The sequence below is a fragment of the Nocardia sp. NBC_01499 genome, assembly GCF_045040275.1.
Lineage (GTDB): Bacteria > Actinomycetota > Actinomycetes > Mycobacteriales > Mycobacteriaceae > Nocardia.
Genome location: NZ_CP109426.1, coordinates 1,241,579 through 1,260,325, shown reverse-complemented (window position 1 = coordinate 1,260,325; position 18,747 = coordinate 1,241,579). Strand labels below are relative to the sequence as shown.

At 66.0% G+C, this 18,747-nt stretch carries 15 protein-coding genes and 1 pseudogene; 4 read left to right on the top strand and 12 right to left on the bottom strand.

The window, feature by feature from the left end; all coding sequences use genetic code 11:
- Position 1: 1 nt before the first annotated feature.
- Positions 2-244, bottom strand: a complete 243-nt coding sequence (locus OG203_RS05665; RefSeq protein WP_405164599.1) for a hypothetical protein — start codon at positions 242-244, stop codon at positions 2-4.
- Positions 245-415: 171 nt separating this feature from the next.
- A complete protein-coding gene (locus OG203_RS05660) occupies positions 416-703 on the bottom strand; it encodes a hypothetical protein (protein WP_405164598.1) in 288 nt (95 codons plus the stop codon).
- A gap of 393 nt (positions 704-1,096) precedes the next feature.
- Here OG203_RS05660 and OG203_RS05655 point away from each other — a divergent pair, with 393 nt between their 5' ends.
- Positions 1,097-1,495 (top strand): PPOX class F420-dependent oxidoreductase, encoded by a 399-nt coding sequence (locus OG203_RS05655; protein ID WP_405164597.1) that lies wholly within the window; start codon positions 1,097-1,099, stop codon positions 1,493-1,495.
- 102 nt (positions 1,496-1,597) lie between these two features.
- On the opposite strand, the gene OG203_RS05650 is transcribed toward OG203_RS05655, so the two are convergent.
- Together OG203_RS05650 and OG203_RS05645 are read right to left on the bottom strand one after the other, a co-directional pair.
- Positions 1,598-1,876, bottom strand: coding sequence for a hypothetical protein (locus tag OG203_RS05650; RefSeq protein WP_405164596.1), 279 nt, complete (start codon positions 1,874-1,876; stop codon positions 1,598-1,600).
- Positions 1,877-1,996: 120 nt separating this feature from the next.
- Positions 1,997-2,464, bottom strand: coding sequence for a hypothetical protein (locus tag OG203_RS05645; protein ID WP_405164595.1), 468 nt, complete (start codon positions 2,462-2,464; stop codon positions 1,997-1,999).
- Between the two features lie 242 nt (positions 2,465-2,706).
- Here OG203_RS05645 and OG203_RS05640 point away from each other — a divergent pair, with 242 nt between their 5' ends.
- On the top strand, positions 2,707-3,321 hold the full coding sequence (locus OG203_RS05640; RefSeq protein WP_405164594.1) for a nitroreductase family protein: 615 nt from the start codon (positions 2,707-2,709) through the stop codon (positions 3,319-3,321).
- A 227-nt stretch (positions 3,322-3,548) separates the two neighbouring features.
- On the opposite strand, the gene OG203_RS05635 is transcribed toward OG203_RS05640, so the two are convergent.
- From OG203_RS05635 to OG203_RS05610, 6 genes and pseudogenes are all read right to left on the bottom strand, one after another.
- Positions 3,549-4,043 carry a hypothetical protein gene (locus OG203_RS05635; protein WP_405164593.1) on the bottom strand — a complete coding sequence of 165 codons (495 nt, stop codon included), beginning with the start codon at positions 4,041-4,043 and terminating at the stop codon, positions 3,549-3,551.
- Positions 4,016-4,249: a hypothetical protein gene (locus OG203_RS05630; RefSeq protein ID WP_405164592.1), complete on the bottom strand. Its 234-nt coding sequence runs from the start codon at positions 4,247-4,249 to the stop codon at positions 4,016-4,018. Before OG203_RS05630 ends, OG203_RS05635 begins: the two co-directional genes overlap by 28 nt.
- 200 nt (positions 4,250-4,449) lie before the next feature.
- Positions 4,450-4,911, bottom strand: coding sequence for a phage tail protein (locus tag OG203_RS05625; protein ID WP_405164591.1), 462 nt, complete (start codon positions 4,909-4,911; stop codon positions 4,450-4,452).
- A gap of 141 nt (positions 4,912-5,052) precedes the next feature.
- On the bottom strand, positions 5,053-5,427 hold the full coding sequence (locus tag OG203_RS05620) for a VOC family protein (protein WP_405164590.1): 375 nt from the start codon (positions 5,425-5,427) through the stop codon (positions 5,053-5,055).
- A 162-nt stretch (positions 5,428-5,589) separates the two neighbouring features.
- Positions 5,590-6,858 (bottom strand): diaminopimelate decarboxylase family protein, encoded by a 1,269-nt coding sequence (locus OG203_RS05615; RefSeq protein ID WP_405164589.1) that lies wholly within the window; start codon positions 6,856-6,858, stop codon positions 5,590-5,592.
- Between the two features lie 27 nt (positions 6,859-6,885).
- A pseudogene (locus OG203_RS05610) lies at positions 6,886-7,866 on the bottom strand (pyridoxal-phosphate dependent enzyme); the annotation flags it as partial.
- A gap of 244 nt (positions 7,867-8,110) precedes the next feature.
- Between OG203_RS05610 and OG203_RS05605 the strand changes: the two are divergent.
- Complete coding sequence (locus OG203_RS05605; protein ID WP_405167778.1) at positions 8,111-15,718, top strand: amino acid adenylation domain-containing protein; 7,608 nt, start codon at positions 8,111-8,113, stop codon at positions 15,716-15,718.
- A gap of 140 nt (positions 15,719-15,858) precedes the next feature.
- Here the strand turns inward: OG203_RS05605 and OG203_RS05600 are convergent, their stop codons facing one another.
- Positions 15,859-17,112 carry an MFS transporter gene (locus OG203_RS05600; RefSeq protein WP_405164588.1) on the bottom strand — a complete coding sequence of 418 codons (1,254 nt, stop codon included), beginning with the start codon at positions 17,110-17,112 and terminating at the stop codon, positions 15,859-15,861.
- 66 nt (positions 17,113-17,178) lie between these two features.
- Here OG203_RS05600 and OG203_RS05595 point away from each other — a divergent pair, with 66 nt between their 5' ends.
- Complete coding sequence (locus OG203_RS05595; RefSeq protein WP_405164587.1) at positions 17,179-18,162, top strand: DUF5937 family protein; 984 nt, start codon at positions 17,179-17,181, stop codon at positions 18,160-18,162.
- A gap of 16 nt (positions 18,163-18,178) precedes the next feature.
- Here the strand turns inward: OG203_RS05595 and OG203_RS05590 are convergent, their stop codons facing one another.
- Positions 18,179-18,652, bottom strand: a complete 474-nt coding sequence (locus tag OG203_RS05590) for an SRPBCC family protein (RefSeq protein WP_405164586.1) — start codon at positions 18,650-18,652, stop codon at positions 18,179-18,181.
- Positions 18,653-18,747: the final 95 nt, after the last annotated feature.

Sequence of the window (18,747 nt, the reverse complement as noted above, 5' to 3'; positions counted from 1 at the left end):
TCTAAATCCGGATAGCGTGGATGCGAGTGAACGAATCCGGCGGCGTCCACATCGCCCGGTTGGCGGGCGCGACCCAGGTGACCCGTTCGGTCGTGGTGGCCAAGACGCCGGACGCCGCGTGCACCAGTTGACCGTCGGCGTGTGCGTGGACGCCGTGGTCGAGCCAGCTCGGACGTGCGATACCACTCTCGGGAACGTCGGTGGGGGCGTGGCGGATTGGCGAGGTTCCGGCATCGGTCGCCACTTTACCAGCCGATACCGCGCGGCATGATCCTCCACTTGCCCCGACGGCGGGACCTCACATGATCGGCACTATCGGATGTTCCAGATACGTTGGTGGCCAACAGATCTGCGGGCGGCGATGGTTCGTTCGGATCGCGCGCCCCGCGGCATCGGCGGGTAGCGCGTGCCTGGATCAGCAGCCGGGATTTCGGTCCTGACTGCCGCGTGGATCGATGTCGACGGATGCGTCCGCACCGTTGTCCTCCGCGAAGTCTTCGAGGTGCCCGAGGTAGCGCAGGGGAAGCGACCAGCCACTCACCTCCCCGAGAGCTACTTCGTAGTGCAGCATTGCTTTCCGCAGGCGTTCTCCTTGGCGGACAACAGCAACCGGGTCGTTCGGGCTTTGCTCACACACTGCGGCATGGGCGCGCAATTCCGTGCAAACGTTTTCGGCTGCACGGCTCAGAACCGAGTCTGTCACGGCTGCCATCCCTCCACTGAACCTTGCCAGTTCAGCATTCCATCTCCCATTAGTCCCCGCCAAGGGGTTTCGTGGCATGGCTGACAGTCAGCATGTGCGCATGTTGGGAAGTGCTGTCGGCCAGCCAGTTCGGGCGGCGCGGGTCGAGCGGCAGATCGGCGTCAAGGCGGGGGTCGCCGGGTGGCGTCGATCGCCGACTGGGCTGCGGTGGCGATCTGAAATCTAGCAACGCTAGACAAGCTAGCCGGGTAGTGTTACCGTTGCTCCAGTTTCTAGCACTGCTAGAAACTGGGAAGTCGAACTGTCGGCAACAGCTTTGCGCTTCCCGTAGCCAACAACTTCCGGCTGATTGCCGGGCACACCTGATATCGCATTCACTGAGGAGTAACTGACATGACCTTCACCAGCAACGAGCAGCAGTTCCTCGCGGAGGCCGGCATCGGTCGGCTGGCCACGGTGTCGCCCGACGGCGTTGTGCAGAATAACCCCACCAGCTATCGGGTGAACGCCGACGGCACGATCGACATCGGCGGCATGCGGATGCGTGCCAGTCGAAAGTTCCGCAATGTCGAGGCAGGCAGCAGGGTATCGTTCGTCATCGACCAACAGGTTTCCTTGGAGCCCTACGTGATTCGTGGCATTGAGGTACGCGGCACTGCTGAGGCGCTCGATGACGAGGAGCCGCCGTTCGAACCCCAGGAACGCGCGGTCATCCGCATTCACCCCGACCGCGTCATCTCCTGGGGTATCGACGGCGGATCCTTCGACTTCGCCAGTCGCGCCGCCGAGTAGTCCGCGGGTGAACGGCATGCGTGCGTTGGAAAGGCTTGTCGACCAACGGATCTGGACGGCCAACCATCGCGCGCTCCGCGGCGGTAGGCGCGTGTCGAGTTCTTAGCCTTCCGCAGGACGCTGGTGACCGTATTCGAGGTCGGTACCGGACTGATCGCGAACCGCGGCCTCGTGGCTGGACGCAGGCCAGACCGTGACACCCCGGTCGTGCCACACCACATCGAATTCCGCGCCGAGGTTTGCCTGTTCCACGAAGTCGCTTTCGTCGTACTCGATGGTGACCGCATCTCCAGGGCGCAGCCAGTAATCCCGGGCCCAAGGCTCGAGCCAGACGACGAACGGCTTGTCGGAGTCCGAATTGGTGAACCTGATCTTTGGCATGGCTGCAGCGTATGACGACGGCGTCAGCAGGACCGTCTGCGGTAGACGCCCTGCGTAGCAACGGCCTCCGCTGCGCGATCGCCCCGCACCAGCTGCACCGATTCCGTGCCTCGGATCGATTCAGCAGGACGATTCGTCGTTCAGTTTGATTTCCAAGTTGATGGTGCTCATGTCGTAAGGCTTGCCACTGTTGACGTATTTGGCGGGCACGGAGAGCGTGAGCAGTCGGCACTGCTGCGGGGGTGTGGCATTGCAGCTGGTGTGAATGTGAACTTCGGGGGTTATGGCGGATGTGCTGTTGACGGTCAAAGTCAGCGCGAAGGTGCCGTCGTCGGCCGGGTACCCGTTGTGGACGTCGTCTTGACCGAGGCGCTTGTTGACGAGTTGCACTTGAGATTGAGTTGCGGTCGAGGGCTGGCCGTTGCAGAGCAGCTTCCCCTTGATCGAGACGGTCTGCTGATCCATTGCGAGCTCTTGGTGCAGATGTGTTGTGTTCGAGGGGAACGGGACGGCCGCAGCGGTGCCGGGCAGCCATGCCATGGCCGGGCCCAGGGCGACGAAAGCAGTGATCGATAGGAGATGACGCATTGTGCAGTCCAATCTTCGACAGAGGTAGGGACGCGACAACGCGGAACAGGACCGATGGTCCACGCTCCGATGCTCGGTGGTGACGTTTCGCTGGGCTGATGTTTGCCGGGTGCACGAGGTGCTCTCGGCCCGTTGATCTTGCGGAGAAGCGTACGGCCGTGCCGAATCTCGCGATAAGTGACGCACCCCCTGAGACCGAATCGTGTCAGACTCGTGAAGTAAGTCTCGGGGAGGAACGCATCATGGACATCGACACTTTATTGACCACCACCCGTTCGGTTCGGCGCAAGCTGGATCTGGATCGTCCAGTCGAGCCGGAGGTCCTCGCCGAGTGCCTTCGTATCGCACAGCAGGCACCGATCGCCGGTGTCTTCGTCGAGGAGTTCCGCTGGCTGGTCGTCGATGATCAGCAGGCGAAAGACCAACTGGCGCAACTGATCCGATCCGCAGGCGAGAAGTCCCAGGCCGCGTACGGTCACCTGGTGACGCCGTCAACGCTCACATCGGGGCGGCACCTGCTCGCGGTGCTGGAACGCATTCCCGTCTATGTTGTGGCGTGCCTGCGTGGGCGACCCGCTGGCGACAACGGGGCACTGACGGCCTTCTACGGTTCGGCATATCCGGCGGTCTGGAGCCTGCAGCTGGCATTGCGGGCGCGAGGGCTCGGGAGCACCATCGTCGGCTACCACCTCGGAGAGCACGAATCCGAAGCAGCCCAGATCCTAGGCATACCAACCGATGTCACCCAGGTCGCCATGCTCGCCATCGGCTACACGACCACAACCACATTCCGCACCGCCACGCGCCCGCCCTTGCAAGAAATCACCTACTACAACCGGTGGGGTGCGATGGGATAACCGGCTCGCACAACTGCCGCGCGGCCCTAGCGGACGTCGGGTAATCGGCTGCTTACCGGGCACTCCTGGCGGCCGGGCGGCTATCCGAGATGATCTCTGCGCGTTGATCTTCAAGCCCGACGTGTGGTCGTTTCGAACCGCGCGGGTCGCGGCGGAAGAATCCGTTCCGGAACGCGTGGGCCGCCGCTATCGAGGACGTTGCGGACATGGATGGTGCGCCTGTGGCGCTATTTCGCGCTGTTCGCTCGGGCATGAACGAGCCCGATGCCAAGCGCGACAGCAATGATGATGGCTGCCAGGGTCAGCCAGGTTGCGCAGTCGGGGTGGATCAGGGACTGCGCACGCAACGCCTGCCATGCGGTCAGGGCGACCAAGCCCGCGTAGCCCGCGGCGAGGATGCCGATGAGCGAGGCGCGTGTTCGGTCGCCGTGCAGCCAGGCATGTCGGCGGCCGAGCCGGGCCAGTATCGGCATGCCACCGGTGCCGTCGTCGGCGCCGACGGTGTGCTTGCCGAGTAGTTTCACTACCTTGCCGTTAGCGTCGGTGACCAGCTCTGTGCCCGTGAACGCCATCAGATTGCCGAACGACATGCCAACGACGGCAAGTCCGAGACCGGCGTGAATGGCGCGTGCGGTAGGCCGATCCGCGACGCGCTGCCAGCCGATGACCGCGGCTACGGCCAGGCTCGCCAGAATCAGGCTCGGTCCGGCGGAGAAGAACACCCGTTGCCCGATCGTGTTGATGGGTCGGTGGCGGTGTTATGCGGCAGCATCAGCAGCCAAGCCAGGGTTGTCCCGTAGCTGGCGAATGCGAATCCGAACTCGAGCGGCTTGAGCCAGACGGACTCGCCGAGAATGGTGCGATCGTCGATTGCCATGGCGCACAACGAGATCAGGACGAGTGCCGTCATCGCGGCGATCACGATCATGAGCGGGCCGTGCAGGCGAGGTAACGTCCGGAGCCGGCCGAGGGCCGTATTTGCGATCACGCCGTGACGGTATGAACCCACCGCCTACGCGGACATCACATCCCGGTATGGCATGCGGTCGGTACCGCAGTATGCCCGCATCCAAATGGACAGTATTAGTACCACTTTGGGCGTTCGATGGCGTAGCGGTAGTGCCCGGGTCAGTACTCGTTCTTGATGACGAAGTAGGAGCCGCGGATGGTTCCGGCCAGTTTCGACTTCTGGCGGGCGAACTTGAACGAGGCGAGTTCCTCGGGGATCTCCATCCCGTCGGAGAGCTTGAACCCGACCGCGCGTTTCCCTGAATCGTCGACGGTGTACATCACGTTGATCGACAAACCGCTCTCGTAGAAGACGTAGGCGATCCGAATGTTCTCGACCTGGAACGCGGTCGCTTCGAGCGGGCGCGAGGCGACGACGATGCCGCGTTCTTCCTCGAGGATCCGATGCACCCAATCGATGGTCGAGGTGGCGTTGCTCGCGGGCTCGACGGTGAAGACGTGGTCGTACTTGTTCTTGAAGTACCGGGCCTCGTTCGCCCGCAAGCCGGCGAGTGCGGCCGCGACCGGCGACGACTCCAGGCCGACGGTCGATACGGTGTCGAAGTCCACGGTATAGGGCATGGCCAATTCCTCCGTGTTCGTGTCCGGTCGGTGGCGTCGGACATCGTCCACCGCGGGTCGGATTCAACGTATGCGCTGGTAACGAAGGTAGCCGACGCGGGAGCTTCATGGCAGCAGGCGGTAGTCGTGGCGGCGACGGGATCAGGAAAGACGCCATGGTGGATTGCGGCGGTTTTCCCCGGCGCGGAACAGGCACAGTGGGTGCCCGTCGGGATCGCGAAGCCGTGCCTCCCGCCATAACCATGGCTGGTCGCTGGGCGGACCGTCGAACACAATGCCTGCCTCCATCAACCGCGCGCATTGATCGTCGAGGTCATCGGTTTCGAAGTAAACAGTCACTTGCTCATCATCTGGGACGGACTGGACGAGATCGACCGAGAACGTGCTGTCTCCGTCCGGACATTCGAATCGCAAGTAATGGTCGGTCTTGACGATCAGTCTCAGTCCGAACAACAGATAGAACCGTTCGGACCGAGCGAGATCGGTGCTACCCAACGTGACCTGATTAAGTCGCATCCACTGACTGTGCAACCTCGAGTGCGGTCGAGGTCAATAGTGTTGCGCGTCCCCGACGAGACCGATGAGCACGATCGCTCCATTCCAGCCTGGCCGGACAACCAGCGATCGGCGCCTGATATGCACGCCGATCGCCGGTGAAATGCCCTGTGCGGCAATCGATCAGCGCACCGCCGAGAAGGTGTCGGGGGTGAAGCCGAGCGTCGCGAAGTAGTCGTCTTCGGTTTCCGCGCGACGGATCAGCTCGACCGACCCGTCCGGGTGCAGCAGCAACTCTTTCGGCCGGAGCCGACCGTTGTAGGTGGACGCCATGGCGTGTCCGTGCGCACCGACATCATGGATGAGCAGCAGGTCGCCCTCGCGGGTGACCGGTAGCTCGCGTTGCTCGGCCAACCTGTCGATGTTCGTGCACAGCGACCCGACCACGTCCACCGTTTCGGTCCGGTCCGCCGCGGCGTAAGGCGCGGTGATGTGGTGGTAGACGCCGGAATAGACCAGGGAACGCAGCAGTGCGGTCGCGCCGACGTCGACACCGACCAGCTCTCGCCACTTCGACATTCGGTTCACCACGCGGGTGACCAGGACCCCGTGCGGGCCGGTGATCAAACGTCCGTTCTCGAAGCAGAGCTTCGGGCGCCATTCGGGCGGCAGCTGATCGAGCCGCTGACGGAGGTGGCCCGCCAGCTCGTCGAGGTCGAGGGGTTGCTCGTCGGGGCGGTACGGAATGCCCATGCCGCCACCGACATTGAGGATCGTGACGTCGATGTCGAGCTTTTCCCGTAGTCGCGTCGCTTCCTGTGTCAGCACGTCCAGCGCGTACAGCGTCGGCTCGCTGGTGCGGAAGTTGGCGGCGATCATGATGTGCAAGCCGATCGAGCGCACGCCGTGGTTTACCGCGGTAGCGCACACGTCGAGGAGCCGGTCCGGTCTGATGCCGAACTTGGCGCTGTCGGGGTGTCCGAACAGGCTGGTGTCGAACCCGTCCGCGAGCCGCCCGGGATTGATGCGGAAGCCGACCGCGGCCGGGACCGCGTCCGCTTCGATGAGCTTGTTCAAGACCGATTCGTCATCGATATTGACGAAGACATCGGCGTCGATGGCGGCGCGCAGTTCATCGATGCTGGTGTTGTTGGAGGTGAAGAAGATATCGCGGCTGCTCGCACCGGCCGCCAACGCCAGCGCGACCTCGGGCAGGGAACTGCAGTCGAAACCGAACCCGTGCGAGGCGAGGAGTCGCAGGATGGCCGGATTGGGTAATGCCTTGACCGCGAAGTACTCCCGGCAGTCCAGGCCGGAGAAGGCGGCGTTGAACGCTCGGCAGGTTTCGTCGATGCCTTGTGCGTCATACAGATAGAACGGCGTTCCGAAGTGTTCTGCCACGGCGGGCAGATCGACCCCGAGCCGTTCGGTGAAGCCCGTGCTCATCGGCATGGATCAACACCCGCCGGTGAGCATAGGCGTGGGTTCGGCGATCGTGTCGAATCCGTGGGTGGTCATCCAGGGATCGTCGAAGACCTTGGACAGGTAGCCACGACCGCCGTCCGCCAGCAGGACAACGACAACGTGGCCGGGGTCGAGCCGCTCGGCCACGCGCAGGGCGGCGACCACGGCCGTCCCGCTCGAACCGCCGACCAGCATGCCCTCGGTCCTGGCCAGGCGGCGGGCCATCGCGAACGACTCGGCGTCGGATACCGCGATGACCTCGTCGACGACCTGCGCGTCATAGATCTTGGGCCAGAACTCCTGACCGATGCCTTCCACGTGACACGGCATCGCGCGAGCGCCCGCGTAGATCGAGCCCTCCGGAACGGCGCCGATCACCTGGACCGGGCCTGAATCCCGCATGCTCGACACCGTTTTCAGGTAGCGACCGGTGCCGCTGATCGTGCCGCCGGTTCCGATTCCGGTCACGAAATGGGTTATCAGGCCGTCGGTGTCGGCCCAGATCTCCGGGCCGGTGGTGGCGGTGTGGCTGGCCGGACCGGCCTGGTTCGAGTACTGGTCGGGCATCCAGGCGCCGTCGATCTCGACTGCAATCCTTGCGCTGACCGAGTAGTGCGACTCCGGGTGGTCCGGCGCGACCGTGCTCGGGCAGATGATGACCTGGGCGCCATAGGCTTCGAGCACCTTGCGCTTTTCCACACTGACCTTGTCCGAGCAGACCACGACGCAGCGATAGCCGCGGCGTTGGGCGGCAAGGACCAAACCCACCCCGGTATTTCCCGATGTCGGTTCGACGATCGTGCCGCCGGGTCGCAGGGCTCCCGATGCTTCGGCCGCTTCGATCATCCGCAGCGCGATCCGATCTTTGACCGAGCCGCCGGGATTGAGATACTCCATTTTCGCGAGCACCAATGGGCCTGCCTGGGAAGGGATCTGGGACAGGCGCACCAGCGGGGTATTACCGATCAAGTCGGTCATGGAATCAGCGAACCGCATTGCGAGACGGTCTCACGGCTGCCTCATGATCCGCCAGGACAACCGCGCAAAGTTGCCATAACGGACATGCTTCGACAGAGCGCCGTTGGGCGGTCGTTTACGTTGCTAACGGAAGTTTTTCACTATCGGTGGTCAGCCTGACTTGGCTGAGTGTTTCTGCTCTCGCAGTGCCGTGTTGGTTCGAAGTTCAGCGGTGTCGGGAATCGCCCGCCCGCCCGCTGGCAAGCTTGGAGAGTTCGTGAATATGGGGATCGCCCGCACCGCGGAACAACACACGTCACGTCGGGACAGCGGGGGATCGGCGACCGATCCTTTCCGCGCCGTGCTGGCACATGCGCGGAGCAATCCGACGGCAACGGCGGTGATCGCCGGGACGCGGTCGCTGAGTTATCAAGATCTGGCGACCGAGATGACCGGCCTGCTCGCTGTGTTGCAACGCGCGGGTGTTCGTGACGGCGATCTGGTCGGGCTGTGCATGGCGCGCGGGCATACGGCAATCGTTGGCATGCTTGCGGTTTCGGGCGCGGGGGCGGGTTATTTGCCGCTTGATCCTGGATATCCGGCCGCTCGGTTGGCGGGGATGCTCGAGGACGCGCGGCCACGGGTCGTTCTGGTCGAGGCGGACGCGACGCTGCCCGAGCTGCCCGCCGATACCGTGGTGTTGCCCGTGCCAGCGGACCTGCTCGCGGCCGAAGCAGCGCCGGTCGACCCGGGGCCGGCGGCGCCTGCCTACGTCATCTTCACCTCGGGCTCGACCGGGCGCCCGAAGGGTGTGGTCGTGCCGCGCCGAGCCCTCGCCCATTTCTGCGCCGCGGCGGCGCGGCGGTATCGGATCGGACCCGGCGATCGGCTATTGCAGTTCGCGCCGTTGACCTTTGACGTCAGCGTGGAAGAGATCTTCGTGCCGCTGAGCGTCGGCGCCACCGTCGTTGTCCGCGACGATGAAATGATCAGCCGCCCAGACCTTTTCCTCGCTCAGTGCTCGGCACTGGGGATCACGGTGCTTGACCTGCCCACGTCCTATTGGGTCGAGTTGGTGGGGGCCATCGATCGAGGTGAAGCGGAACTGCCGTCCTCGGTCCGGTTGGTGATCATCGGTGGCGAGGCGGCTTCGGTTGCCGCAGTGCGACGGTGGCACGCGTGCGTCGGCGACGCGGTCACGTTGTTGAACGCTTACGGCCCCACCGAGTGCACGGTGTCGGTTACCGTCGCGGATCTCACGCATGTCTCCGACGAGGACACGGTGCCGATCGGTCTTCCGCTGGCGGGTGTGCGCTGCGAGGTGGTCGACGCCGACGGTGTGCCGGTCCTCGACGGAGAATCGGGCGAGCTTGTCATCGGCGGGTCGCTGGTGGCCACTGGATATCTGAACCGGCCTTCGTTGACAGCGCAGCGCTTTCCGACGAGTCCGGATGGAACGCGCCGCTACCGCACCGGCGACCGGGTCCGTCGCCGCGACGACGGACAGTTCGACTACCTGGGCAGGCTCGATCAGCAGGTGAAGATCCGTGGTTTCCGGGTCGAGCCGGGCGAGATCGAGGCGGCCCTGTGCAGGCTGGCCGGAGTCATAGATGCCGTCGTTCTGGTTGAGCAGCGCGGTGACCGGCCGGTCCTCGTTGCGCACCTGCTCTCCGACAACGGCAAGGCATCGATCGAGGACGTGCGCCGCGGGCTCGCCGCGGAGTTGCCTGCCCACATGGTTCCGGCGGTGTTCGTCGCGCACGCCTCCTTCCCGACCACGCGGCAGGGCAAAGTCGATCGTGACGCCCTTGCGTCCGGTTCGCCGGGCGAGGCCGTTCGTGATGTGCGCGTGGTTGGTTCGCCGGGCGAGGTCGATCGTGATGTGCGCGTGGTTGGTTCGCCGGGCGAGGCCGATCGTGAGGCGCTCGCGGCCGGTTCGCAGGGCGGAGTCGACCACGACGCACTGGCGACCGATTCGATGCCGCAGCATCGGCCGACGATCCCTAGCGCCGATCCCGTCGCGGCCGGGGTTATCGCACTGTGGCGGAACCTGTTCGGCGGCAACGTGATCGACGACGAGGACTTCTTCAGCGCTGGCGGTGACTCGCTGCTCGCCATCCGCCTGCTCGCTGCGCTGCACCGCGAGTTCGGGACCGAGCTGACTCTCGGCCAGTTCTACACGGCCCCAACACGATCCGCGCTCGTTGATGCCGTCCGGAACTCCGCTGACGCCCCGCCGACGCCGTTGGATGCGCAAGTCCCGACCCCGCGCGTCGTCGACATGAGCCCACTGCAACGGGAGTTCTGGATCGGCACGCAGCTCGCGGCCGACCAACCCGTGCATATCCTCGGCATCCGTTACAGCTGGACCGGATCGGTGCGACCGGAACTGCTGCGGGCGGCGCTGGCCGTGCTGACCGATCGTCATCCGATGCTGCGGGCCCGCGTCCCTTCACCCGAGCACCCCCGGTTCGTCATCGAACCGACGGCGACGATCCCGGTCGACGAGCACGATCTGCGCGCACTCGCCCCGGCCGACCGCGCGGAGCAGGCCGAACGGCTACGCGCGCAGGCCATGCGGACGCCGTTCGATCTCACCGTCGCCCCGCTCGCCCGGATCATCCTGCTGCGCAACGGGATTGACGACGAGCTAGTTCTCATCGTCAACCACGTGGTGTTCGACGGCTGGTCGGTCGGCGTGTTCGGAACCGAACTCGCCGCGATCTACCGCGACCTCGACGCCGGAATCACCCCGGCAACCAGCCCGAAACCACTGCCCGAACGACCCGAACCCGGCCCGTCCCTTGCCGAATACTGGCACGAGCGGCTGGCCGGTGCCGACCTGGACGCCACCCCGCCGACCGATCGCCCGCGTCCACCGACACGGACGTTCGACACCGCCCGCGCGATCCGACCCATCGACCCGTCGCTGGTCGATGAATGGCAGCGCTTCGCCCAGGAACACCGAGCGGGTCTGTTCGTCGTATTGCTCGCCGGGCTGCGGGCCGTGCTCTACCGCTACACCGGTAAGCAGGACATCACCGTGCTCACACCGGTTGCCCGACGCGCGAGCGCGGCACTCGAACAACACATCGGCATGGCGATCAACGTGCTGCCGATGCGCGGAACCGTCGGCGGCGCTTCGACATTCGCGGAGCTGACGGTCCAGGCGAGCCGATCGGTAATAGCAGACCTCGAGCACGGCGACCTGGCGCTGCACGAGATCGTGACGGCCGCGGACCGCAGAAACCTGGCCAATGCCGACGACCTCACCCCGGTCGTATTGATCATGCACAACGCGCCGTCATCGACCGATTCGACGCTGCGCTACACCGGCGACCTGCCCGCCGAGGTCGCCCTCGACCACCTGACGATCGGGTTCGACAGCTGGGCAACAGGACCGACCCTCACCGCCGACTACGCCACCGACCTCTATGACCGCGAGCGGATCGAGGCGCTGCTGACGCACCTGCAGACTCTGCTCGAGGCCGCGGTCCGCGCCCCGCACACCGCGGTCGCACAACTGCCCATGCTCACGGCGGCGGAAAAGCACCGAGTTGTGCACGCCTGGAACGACACCGCGATCGAACTGCCCGAGGCAACCGCGATCCATCAGCTGTTCGAGCAGGTTGTCGCCGCGCACCCGGACGCACCCGCCCTCACCCACCTCGACGCGACGATCAGTTATCGCGAACTCAACACCCGAGCCAACCGGCTGGCGCGTTTGCTGCGCGCCCGCGGCGTCGGTCCAGGTACCCGCGCCGCCATCTGCCTTGACCGAGGGTTCGAGCTGTTCACCGCGATGTGGGCGGTGCTCAAAGCAGGCGGGGCATACGTTCCGCTCGACCCGGCCTACCCGGCCGACCGACTCGGGTACATGCTCGCCGACAGTCGGGCCGCGACCCTGATCACCCGCCTCGACCTCGCCGCGGCACCACCGGTCTCGGACGAGGTCACGGTGGTCGCGCTCGACCGCGACGCCGCCGAGATCGCCGGACTCGACGACACCGATCTCGACCAGCTGGCCATCCGCGACGACCCGGCCTACGTGATGTACACCTCCGGCTCGACCGGCCGGGCCAAGGGCGCGATCGTCGACAACGGCAATCTGGTGCACGCGGTGCGAATGTGGCAGCGCGCCTATGGAGTTCAGCCGTTCTGGACACACCAGCAGCAGGCCAGCTTCTCGTTCGACATGTTCGTCTGCGAGACGTTCCGAGCGCTGTGCACCGGCGGTAGGTTGGTGCTCGTGCCGAGGGAGGTGCTGCTCGATCCGGCCGAGTTCCTCGCGCTGATGCGCACCGAGCGCGTCGAGTGCACCGAGCTGGTGCCCGCCGTGCTGCGGATGCTGCTCGAACACGCCGAGTCCGTAGCCGAACGACTCGACTTCCTGAGGTTGTTGATCTGCGGCGGCGAGAAATGGCATGTGCGCGAGTACCAGCGCGCGCAGCGGTTGGTCGGACCGACCGGCCGGGTGGTGAACGCCTACGGCGTCACCGAGGGCACGGCCGACAGCACCTACTTCGACGGGAACGTCGACCACCTGCCGCCGGACGCACCGCTGCCGATCGGTCGGCCATTCCCCAACTGCCGGGTCTACGTGCTCGATGAGAACGGTCAGCCGGTACCTCCCGGCATCGTCGGTGAGCTTTACCTGGCCGGTCTCGGCATCGGCCAGGGCTACTTCGATCGGCCCGCGCTCACCGCCGAACGGTTCCTCGACGACCCGTTCGTCGGGGCTCCCGCCCGCATGTACCGCTCCGGGGACGCGGCCCGGTTCCGGCGCGATGGCACGGTGGAGTTCCTCGGGCGCCGCGACGATCAGGTGCAGGTGAACGGTTACCGGGTCGAGCTAGGTGAGGTCGAAGCTGCGCTCGCGGCGCTGCCCGACGTGATGGCGTGTGCGGCGGACGCGCGAACGCTGCCCTCTGGCTTCACCTACTTGGTGGCCTATGTGGTGCTGCGGGCCGGGGCGGAAGCGACCGAGCCCGCGATGAGGGACGCGCTCGCGGCGACGTTGCCGACGCACATGATCCCGAGCCGAGTCGTGACGCTGTCCGCGTTGCCCTTGAGCCCGAACGGCAAGCTGCACCGGGCCGCGCTGCCGGATCCGGCCCACCCCGACCACGAGGTCGGCGCCCGGCCGCGTACCCCGACCGAGCGGCGGATCGCGGCGGTGTGGGCCGAGGTGCTCGGCGTCGAGGAGATCGGCGTCGATGACAACTTCTTCGCCCTCGGCGGCGACTCGTTCACGGCGTTGCGGCTGGTCCGTCGGATCACGCCGACACCGGCACTGATCGAGTTGTACCGGCAGCCCACGGTGCGCGGACTCGCCAGCCTGCTCGACGAGCGGGCCGTGGGGACCGTCGATGAGGACCGCGACCTACTTCAACAGCTGACCGCGGCCAACGCGCCGACCACCGACGGTGTCACGGTCGTCGCGGTGCCCTACTCCGGCGGCAGCGCGATCGCTTACCAGCCGTTGGCCGCCGCCCTGCCCGCGCAATACGCCCTGTACGCGGTCGAACTGCCCGGCCATGACCGCACCCGACCGGACGAGCCGCATCGATCAGCCACCGAGGTCGCCGCCAAGGTGGTCGCGGAGCTGACCGCGATACCAGGGCCGGTCCTGCTGTACGGGCACTGTCTCAGTGTCGCCATCACCGTCGAGATCGCGCGGCAGGCCGAGGCGAGCGGCATCGACCTTGTCGCGGTAGGACTCGGCGCGGGTTTCCCGACCGCCCGGCTGTCCGGGCGACTGTTCGACTGGCTGCACCGGTTCCAGCGCTTCACCTCCGACCGCCACTACGTCGAATATCTGCGCGGGCGAGGCGGTTTCACCGATATCGACGACCCCGAGGAACTCGCCTTCGTCGTCCGCAACGTCCGGCACGACGAGCGCGACGCCGAGGACTACTTCGCCGCCGCCTACCGCGGCCCGGCCCCGATTCCGCTGCGTGCCCCCGTGATCAGCGTGATCGGCGAGCACGACCGGGTGACCGATTACTACCGCGAGCGATACCGGGAGTGGGAGCACTTCGCCACCGACGTAGAGCTGGTTGTGCTGCCCGAGGCCGGTCACTTCTTCGTCAAGTCCCACGCCGAGGACCTCGCCCGGATCCTCGTCGCACACGCCACCCAGAAACCCGAGCCGCACCCGGACGGCCCGCTCCTGCCCGAATCATCGGCCCCCGCCGCATCGGCTGCTGCCACTTCGTTTGCCGTCGTATCGGCTTCTGCTACAACGGTTTCCGTCGGTTCGGCAATCGCCGCTTCTGTTCCCGTCGTATCGGATGCTGCCGCTTCGGCCGCCGTCGCGCCGGTTGCTGCCGTATCAGTTGCTGCCGCACCGGTTTCCGCCGCTTCGGTTCTCGCCTTACCGGTTTCCGCTGCGCCGGTCGCCGCCCCTTCGGCTGCCGTCGGATCGGGTCCAGACGCATCGGTTGCCGCCGCATCGTCCATCGCCACTTCGCCCGCAATATCGCCGCCTAAGCGCCGATACGACCCGGGGCCGGACCTGCGTCGCTTCGGCATCGTCACCTTCGGCCAGCTCGTTTCCATGATCGGCAGTGGACTGAGTTCGCTGGCACTGAGCATTTGGGTGTATCAGCTCACCGGTTCCCTCACCCAGTTCGCGGTGATCGCGGCCGCCGCGCTGCTGCCGGGAATCCTGATCAGCCCGTTCGCCGGGGCGGCCGCCGACCGCTGGGATCGTCGCCGGACGATGCTTGCCGCCGACCTCACGGCCGCGGTGGCCATGGGGACGGTCGCGACGCTGGTCTACTTCGGCGGGCCCGCGCTCTGGCAGGTGTATCTCGCGGTCTCGGTGACCTCGCTCGCGGGCGCATTCCAACGACCGGCCTACCTGGCCTCGGTCAGCCAGCTGGTGCCGAAGCGCTACCTCGGACATACCACCGGGCTGACTCAGCTCGGCGTCTCACTCGGCCAGGTCGTTGCCCCGCTACTCGGTGCCGCGCTCCTGGCACCCATCGGCCTGTCCGGTGTCCTGTGGGTCGACGTGTCCACGTTCTGCGTCGGCGTGCTCACCTTGGTCGTCGTCCGTTTCCCCGACCGCATGGCACGACGCCGCGACGAACCCCTCATCGTCGAGCTCACCGCCGGATGGCGCTACCTCACTCGTCGCCCAGGCCTGCGGACCGCGCTGCGGTTCTTCGTCGTCGACCACGCTTGCTACGCACTGGGTTTCGCGGTGATCACCCCCATGCTGCTGATCGAGCACTCCGCGCTGGTACTCGGCGCCGCACTCACCGCAGGCGGCATCGGCGGCCTCACGGCCAGCCTGCTCATGAGCGTCTGGGGCGGCACCAGCCGACGGGTCAACGGGATGCTGGCCTGCATGGGCCTCTCCAGTCTCGGCATGTGCGCTCTCGGCGCCGGTGGCTCGTCGTTGGCGATCGCGGGCATGTTCCTGCTGGTCTTCGGCGAAGTGCTGGCCGAGGCGCACTGGATAGCCGTCGTGCAGAACAAGGTCGGCTTCGAGCTACAGGGCCGCGTGCTCTCGGTGTTCATCACCGTGATGATGCTGACCATGCCGCTCGGCTACCTGGTCGTCGGACCGCTCGCCGAGCGCTACGTCCAGCCCCTGCTCGAACCGCAAGGCGCCCTCGCCGACTCCCTCGGCCCGCTGCTCGGCACCGGCCCCGGCCGCGCCCTCGCCCTACTGGTGCTGCTAAGCGGGTTCCTCCAACTCGCATGGGTGGCCAGAGGCTGGGCCAACCCGACGTTGCGCCTGCTCGAGGACGACCTCCCCGACGCACTCCCACCGGCACGCCTCACCGACCGCGACACCCTGCAACGCCGAGCCGATACCCTGCTCGAATCGGCTGTGCCGAAGAGTGATTCGCGAACCGTGACATCGTCGACCCGCTAAATCAGTAGAAAGGCGTTGTAGTGCAACGGAATGCGTTGCACTACAACGGCTGGACACTTGGCAATGCGCACCTGCCTGGCGTGGCGTGCAATGGAACTGGATGCAGGCGACGGAGGGTCGGTGCCGCAGCTTGCGGAGGGTCACGCGGACAACGTTTTTGGATCAGGCGAGCCCGGATCGGTGCCAGTTGTGCGTCGCGTTTGGTCACGCATCGCGTGGAGTAGCGCGGGTACCGCAAGCAGTAGAGCGATCCCGCGGAGTCCGCCAGCGGCGAGGTACGGCGCGCGTAATCCGAGTAGGTGGGCCACCAATCCGCCGGTCAGGGCGCCGAGCGGAATCAGCCCCCAGCCGACCATCTTGTAGACGCTGCTCACTCGGCCGAATAGCTCGGTCGGCACGGTTTCCTGTCTGAGGCTGACGACCACGATGTTCCAGAGGGTGACGACGAAGCCGTTGACGGCCAGCATGCTTGCCAGCACGTACCCGTTCGGACTCAGCCCGATGCCAACGAAGACAACGACATTCACGGCGAGTGCGACGAGAAGGGCAGGGAGCGCACCGATCCGCTCGATGATACGTGCGATGATCAGGCCGCCGAGCACGCTGCCGATCGCGGCGCTCGCCAGCAGCAGGCCATAGCCGACGGTATCTATCCGCAACGTCTGAGTCGCGAGCAGGACGAGCACCACGGTGCCGACTTGGCCGCAGAATGTGTTGACGCCGAGCAGGATTGCGAGCGTGCGCAACAGCCGGTGCCGAGCCAACCAGCGCAAGCCATCCACGATCGGTCGATGCTCGACCGTCTGTCTGCTACGCCTTGGCAGTGTTGATAGCAGCACAGCGGACACAGCGAAAGTGGCAGCGTCCATCCCGAACGGCAGCGCCCCGGCCACGGCGAAAAGGAGACCACCCACCGGTGGCCCCAAGAACTGCTTGCCGACCGCAACCGCCGCCTGCTGATTACCATTCGCCTTGTGTAGCAACGACTTCGCGACAATATCGGGCAGGATCGCCTGGGAAGCGATGCTGAAAACGACGTCGCACGCCCCCAATCCGAAGGCGGCACCTGCCAGTACAGCGATGCCGACATGGCCGAAGACGACAAGGACCGCGACGGCGCCGACGATCACCGCCTGAATCGCCTGCGAACGCCACATGAGGCCGACCGGATCGCGTCGGTCGATGAGAGCGCCTGCTTGCAGGGACAGCAGCAACCAGGGCAGATACATCGCCGCAGCAACGACCGACACGAGTCGAGGGTCGCGGGTAATCGTCACTGCCAGTAGCGGAACCGCGGCGGCGAAGGCTCCGTCGCCGACATTGCTGATACCCGCCGCCCACCAGGATCGCCAGTAGGCGCGTGATAGACGTGGTGCCGCGTGTGTCCGGGTCATGTCGAGATCGTCTGGGTTTCAGACGCGGTCGCGACAGTATTTAGGTCAGTGCTACACACTCGAATGATGACGTTGAGCATCGATCTAGGCGTCGGCGAGTTGGCGGCCACGCGCTTCGCGATCTCGCCTCTGTCAGAGACGGTGTCCGGGCTGCAACAACTGGCGGGCCGTCAGCGGCAGACCGGCAACCTGCCATGGCTGCGATGGGCGGCAGACGAGCTCGCCGCGGCTCCACTCGACCTTCCACGCACGTGGCCGTTGATCGCGAACGGGCGAGCGAGCTGGCCCGAGTTCCTGGTCCCCGCGCCGATGGGCACCGAATCATCGATCACCGATGACCTGGAAGCACTGCAACGCACCAGCGCCGAGCAGGTGCGCGCCAGCCTTCGCCGCGTATTCGGGCACACGCTGCCGGAGAGCATCGCCGCACTCGCCGCGCGGCCGATCGCGGGATTGGGTGCGATCGCGGCGGAATTGCTTGCGGCACATGACCGGCTCATCGCACCGCACTGGCCACGCATCCGCGCGGTACTCGACGCGGACGTCAGCTATCGCGCCAGGCATCTGGTCACCGGTGGTGCCGAGAAGTTGTTCGCCGATCTGCATTCGGATCTGCACTGGCGCGACAGTCGGCTGATTCTGCGGCGAACGCGATGGCAGAGCGAACGTCCAGTGACCCTCGGACCAGGCGGGCTCGTCCTCATCCCCGTCGTCCTCGGCACTCCCGACGTGTTGATCAAGATGCGCACGTCCACGCAGACCACCGTGCGGTATCCGGCACGGGGCATCGGGGCACTGTGGACCGCGGGGAAGCAAGCGCCCGCGGGCAGCGCGGTCCGGTTACTCGGCCGAGTGCGGACCGAACTGCTCGAGACACTGCGATCTCCCGCGACGACCGCGGACTTGGCCCGCATGTTCGGTGTCACGCCCAGTGCCGTGTCGCAGCATCTGCGCGTCTTGCGCGACAGCGGGCTCATCGCACGGGAACGATCGGGGCGCAACGTCTTGTACGTCACGACTGCCCTCGGTATCCGCCTTCTCTCGGACTAGCCGACCGCGGCAAAGTTCAGTGCGAATCGCTGTCGACCTGGTCGCGAATCCAGGCGAGGTTCGCGCGCATGCCGTTCGCCCACTCCTCCAACCGCCGCGTGACGATCCGACCCTCCAGTTCCGGTGTCGCGGTGATCGCCGGAGTCAACCCGGACGGGGCAGGACCCATTCGCGCCCATTGGCGCACGATCACGCCGTCGCGGGCAGGGTCTATCTCGAAAGCCCAGGTGGCGCTGGTGGCGTCGTCCGGGCCGAGCACCCGCCAGACCCAGCGACGCTTGGGTTCGACCTCGACGACCTCGCAGACGGTTTCCCAGGATCCGAACGCGGGGTGGTCGTTTCGGCCACGGAATCGTGCCCCCGGCTCGACCCGGTCCGCGGTTCCCTCCCATTCGACCGATGCCAGCTCGGCGGAGCACTGCACCGGCAACTCGATGTCGGTGACCAGGGCCCACGCGGTGTCCGCGTCGCAGGGAATCCGTTCCGTCACTTCGATAGTGGGACAGTCTCGATAGCGCACCTGCACCCTTCCCTTCTACTTCGATTCGATCTCTCTATACGCTATGGCCACTATGGCCGAGGAGG